This is a genomic window from Leifsonia sp. SIMBA_070 (assembly GCF_046534635.1).
Taxonomy (GTDB): Bacteria; Actinomycetota; Actinomycetes; order Actinomycetales; family Microbacteriaceae; genus Leifsonia.
Genome location: NZ_JAWRYK010000194.1, coordinates 1 through 277, shown reverse-complemented (window position 1 = coordinate 277; position 277 = coordinate 1). Strand labels below are relative to the sequence as shown.

Below are 277 nucleotides of genomic sequence, written 5' to 3'. Positions count from 1 at the left end.
GCCCATCGACGAGGTGGAAGACGAAACAACCGGCAACAAGCTCTTCAAAAGCCTTGGCCTGTGGCAGCTGACGGCCATCGGCGTCGGCGGCATTATCGGCATCGGCATCTTTACCCTCGCCGGCCTGGTGGCCAACGGCGGGCCTGACGCCCCCGGCGTCGGGCCTGCCGTACTGATTTCCTTCCTGATCGCAGGCCTTGCCAGCGCCGCGGCCGCCATGTCCTACGCCGAGTTTGCCGGTATGGTTCCACGCGCCGGCTCGGCCTACACCTATGGG

1 protein-coding gene is annotated in these 277 nt (G+C 66.1%); it reads left to right on the top strand.

The window, feature by feature from the left end; genetic code table 11:
• On the top strand, window positions 1-277 hold a 277-nt coding region (locus SB754_RS19985; protein WP_410784121.1), incomplete at both ends, for an amino acid permease.